At 60.3% G+C, this 3894-nt stretch carries 5 protein-coding genes; all 5 read right to left on the bottom strand.

Annotated features, from left to right (window positions below; all coding sequences use genetic code 11):
- Positions 1 to 219: 219 nt before the first annotated feature.
- On the bottom strand, positions 220 to 381 hold the full coding sequence (locus ACFPPB_RS20125) for a hypothetical protein (protein ID WP_377330419.1): 162 nt from the start codon (positions 379 to 381) through the stop codon (positions 220 to 222).
- Between the two features lie 36 nt (positions 382 to 417).
- Positions 418 to 1719, bottom strand: coding sequence for an MFS transporter (locus ACFPPB_RS20120; RefSeq protein ID WP_377330417.1), 1302 nt, complete (start codon positions 1717 to 1719; stop codon positions 418 to 420).
- Between the two features lie 59 nt (positions 1720 to 1778).
- Positions 1779 to 3011 (bottom strand): hypothetical protein, encoded by a 1233-nt coding sequence (locus tag ACFPPB_RS20115; protein WP_377330415.1) that lies wholly within the window; start codon positions 3009 to 3011, stop codon positions 1779 to 1781.
- 41 nt (positions 3012 to 3052) lie between these two features.
- The gene (locus tag ACFPPB_RS20110) at positions 3053 to 3190 is read right to left on the bottom strand and encodes a hypothetical protein (RefSeq protein WP_377330413.1); all 138 of its coding nucleotides are present in this window, start codon (positions 3188 to 3190) and stop codon (positions 3053 to 3055) included.
- 471 nt (positions 3191 to 3661) lie between these two features.
- Positions 3662 to 3894, bottom strand: a 233-nt coding sequence (locus tag ACFPPB_RS20105; protein WP_377330411.1) for a hypothetical protein, incomplete at its 5' end; no start/stop codon positions are given.

Genomic DNA, 3894 nt, shown 5'->3' with positions numbered 1-3894 from the left:
AGCGTTCGTCTTGGCTCAGGTGTGTGTAGCTCATGTGCAGTTCCACTTGGCGGTGAAGCTGTGCAGGCTACCGCACCTGCGCCGCTCTACCGTTTGGGGTGGTGCACTTCAGAATTGAATTCGCCGGGTGATGCACTCGCCGAATCAATTTTCTCGATGATCGGTATCCTGAGGACTGCGCACTATGATGCCGCCGGCGGGGAATAAATCAGAGCATCCTTAATGCTTTCCCGGGAAGCCGCCAAGACCGTGGAATGTCATATAAAGCGAATATGCGCTGACGGCGATGGCGATCACCATCTCCAGCACCAGCACGGCAACGCCGTATTTGTACCAGGGTTGGTGTTCAACGGGTGTGGCGGAAGGTGATGCGTGACTCATGAGAACCTCCAAGAGTTGGGAACGAATATTCCGGATTTATTCTGCGGCCATCGCCGGTGTGAACAGGCCGTGCTCTTCCGGGTGACGCTCGTAGCGTGCCGCCCAGAAGTAGAAGAGAACGAATGGCACGAACATGAAGAAGGCGACGTGGAGGTAGCCCACATGAATGTTCACGCCACTCGCAAACACCAGCGGATAGATGATTCCAGCCGCTGTCGACACACCACCAATGAAGCCGGCCGCAATGCCCGGACGGTCGGGGAAGAGCAGCGGTACCAGCGCGAAGGTGCCTCCCGTGCCGAACGAGACGAATATGCCGAAGGCGACCAGCAGCACGACAGACAGATGCAGCGAGCCCGTCAGACCGGCCGTGGTCAACCCGACCATGGACAGCGTGATCAGGATCAGCGACAGGCCAAGCCAGTGCAGACGCGGCGCGTAAGGCAGCGTCTTGGCGATGAAGGGCAGCGGTGTCCAGTTCTTACGCTGGAACAGGTCCGACATGAAGCCGGCGAAGGGCCGGAACAGCGACGCGGTGAAGGATTGCACGGCGGCGAAAGTGCCAGCAGCGATCTGAACGCCGGCCACGCTGCTGAAACCGAGTGCCAGGAGGGCATCATGGAAGCCGCGCGTGAAATAGCCGGGCAGCCATGCATTCATTGCGATCTCGGCGCCGAACGACATGGCATAGGCCAACATCAGCGCGATGGCGATATAGCGGCTCCACACGAACACGGCGCTGCCGAAATTGCTGCTTCTGCGCGCCAGATCCCGCTTCTCGACGGTTCTGGCAGCCTGGCCGCGCACCAGATACCAGGCGGCAATGACAAGTGCTATCACGCCGAGATAGAGGAAGGCGCTGTGATAGTCGGTTCCGAAGATGCGTGGCAGCACCAGCGCACCCACACCGGCGCCGACATTGCCGGTGCCGGCATAGAGCCCTTCGGCGGTGCCGATCTCGTGATCGTCGAACCATTGCGCCACATGCTGGATGCCTACCACGAAGGAGACACCGGCTATGGCCACGATCACTCGCTCGATGAAGAGGATGTCGTAGTTCGTCGTATAGGCCGATGCGATCGAGACGATGCCGCAGCCGGCGAGAATGACCGCGAACGTGCGCGGTGCACCGAACCGGTCCGAGGCCCACCCGGCGATGATCCGCCCGAGCGGCGCCATCCAGATCGCGGAACTGGCGAGAAGGCCCAGTGCCGCGATGCCGAGATGATAATGCGCGGCGATGCTGGGGCTGAATGCGGCTGTCGAGAACCACATCAGGAAGCACCAGAAAAAGCCGACAGTAGCGATGACAAGTTGCTCTACCTTGTGTGTTTTCATGATCCAGCTCCTCGCAATAGCGTCAGGAAATTCGGTGGTGTGGCGCATGACCGGCACCTTCAGTAGTGGTAGCTGGCCGTTAGCCAGGTGATGGTCTTATCGCGGAACCCGCCCGCACTGATGCCTGCGCCGCGATAGGCCGTGTAGCTCAGATTCAGCGAAAACTGCTTGTCAAACGCCGCATCAACGGAGAAATCCCACTCGTCTCCGATGTCGACCCCGGTGCGATCGGTCGTAAAGCTGTGATGGGTGACGAGAGGCGCCAGCGTGACGGGGCCGAGTGCTTGCGGAATCTTGTAGGAAACCGTTTCGTAGAGATCGTCGATGCCGTTCGCCGGTGTCGCCAAGAACAGGTCGGCCCAGCCGTCGAAGGCGTGAAGCGTGGCCAGCGGTGTTGTGAAGCCGACCGTTCCGCTTCCCTCCAGCACCTCATAGCCGACGACAGCCATCAAGCCTGCGGCTTTCACCTGCGCACTCAGCGTCCAGTAGTCGAGGCTGACGGGGCGCGGGTTGTCTGCGTAATCGCTCTGATGCGCGAAGGCGCCGATCACGCCGGCACTGATTCCCTCGGCCACAGGCATGCCGTATTGCGCACGAAGGCCATAGGTCGCCGTTGACGCGGCGGGAGCCTCCCTGAGGTCCAGAAGATAGGCATAGCCCGTCAGTGTCAGCCCTTTCATGCCGCGATAGGTGGCGTTCAGGACATGGCTGTCGCTGATGTAGTGGCCGGTGGTCGCCGGCCCGTTCGGCCCGTCCGGACCGAAGATGCGGTTGACGCCACCGATCCACGCATAGGTGAAGGTCGTGTCCGGCAGCGATGTGTTGACGAACTTGACTGCATCGAAGGTCTGTTCGTGCTGGCGGAAGCCGACGTTACCGATGAAGCGCGCATCGTCGAGGATGATAGCCTGGCGGCCCGCCGTGATCGTCGTGCCGAAATCGCTGTTGCGATAGGTCAGCTGCAAACGGTCGAGCGCCGTCATCGTCGGATCCGCCACGACAGGATAGGTCGTGCGGCCGTTCGACTTGCTGTTGTAGTCCTCCGGCCCGAGCGACCAGATCTGATCGCCGGCGAACAACACGGAAAAACCGTTCCATTCGCCCGTCTCATAGCCCAGCCGAGCGCGCAACGTTCGCGCGTCCGCGTCCTTCCCCGCGCACGCCGTGCAATTGTCGTCGCCGACGGCTTCGTAGCGTGCGCGAATGTCGATCAACGGCTTGCCGTGCGTTAGCGCGTCGACAAGTGATCCATCGGCGTAAGCGCCGGTGGCGGTGAACATCGCGACGGACAAGGTCGCGATCCCCACCATGCTACGTCGCAAAACACTCTGCCTCATAGCTCTGCTTCCTTTAGCGGCGCCACTGCAAACCATGCGAAGAAGCAGACGAAAAACGCCAGCAAACTGAGATGGAAGGCACGCGGCGGCGTGGCGAGGTTGAACAGTTCGATCCGTGTGGCTTTGCGTTGCATCCCGATCCCCCCGAATATGACGAGCATGCCGTTGCGGTCTGTCCGCTCCGCAGCGATGCGAATGGGCGAGTTATCCCGTCGCGCGAGATGTTGCTACGCAACATTCGTGCCACTGTCGACGACGCGCCAACGCCGCGCCTCCCGTGGCAATCGCTGCGGTATAGGCAGTATTTGCGCACCATCTATGCGCGGCTCCACCTGATCAAGCACCATTGCGGTGCAGCATCGCCGTCGTCGATCGTTTTCTGCAGTGATGGTCACCCAGGTGGCTGATCAGCTTCAGGCTGTTGGCGTGCGTTGAAAATTGACCATCTCTGTTCGCTGAAAATTGACCAGGGATGAAAGCCGGCGGAGATTGAATCAACCGGTCTTTCTAGACATCAGAGGCCGTCCTATGCGGCGGCCAAATTATGGTTTAACGCACACCTGTGTGGCTGACGACCGTCTGTAGTGGTATCCATGCGCCGGTCGTTACTGCGGCCGGCGCATGTTCGCGTGCTGCCCGATGGTGTTGAACATTCCGAGCGCCGAACGACGACTATCGGGCGACGTGACTGATTCCCCGACCGGCAGCTCGTGGCCGATTCTGTTGAAAAACTCCGTATTAACGAACGGACGTCCAAATCTTCGATCGCGACGGCCGCGACAATTCGATTCTGTACAAATTTGCACATTCAGGCCGACAGAAAGCGATTGCCGCGGCC

Origin of the sequence: Rhodanobacter terrae (genome assembly GCF_042657005.1) — a bacterium.
Taxonomy (GTDB): Bacteria; Pseudomonadota; Gammaproteobacteria; order Xanthomonadales; family Rhodanobacteraceae; genus Rhodanobacter; species Rhodanobacter terrae.
This window is presented reverse-complemented; position numbering and strand designations above follow the sequence as displayed.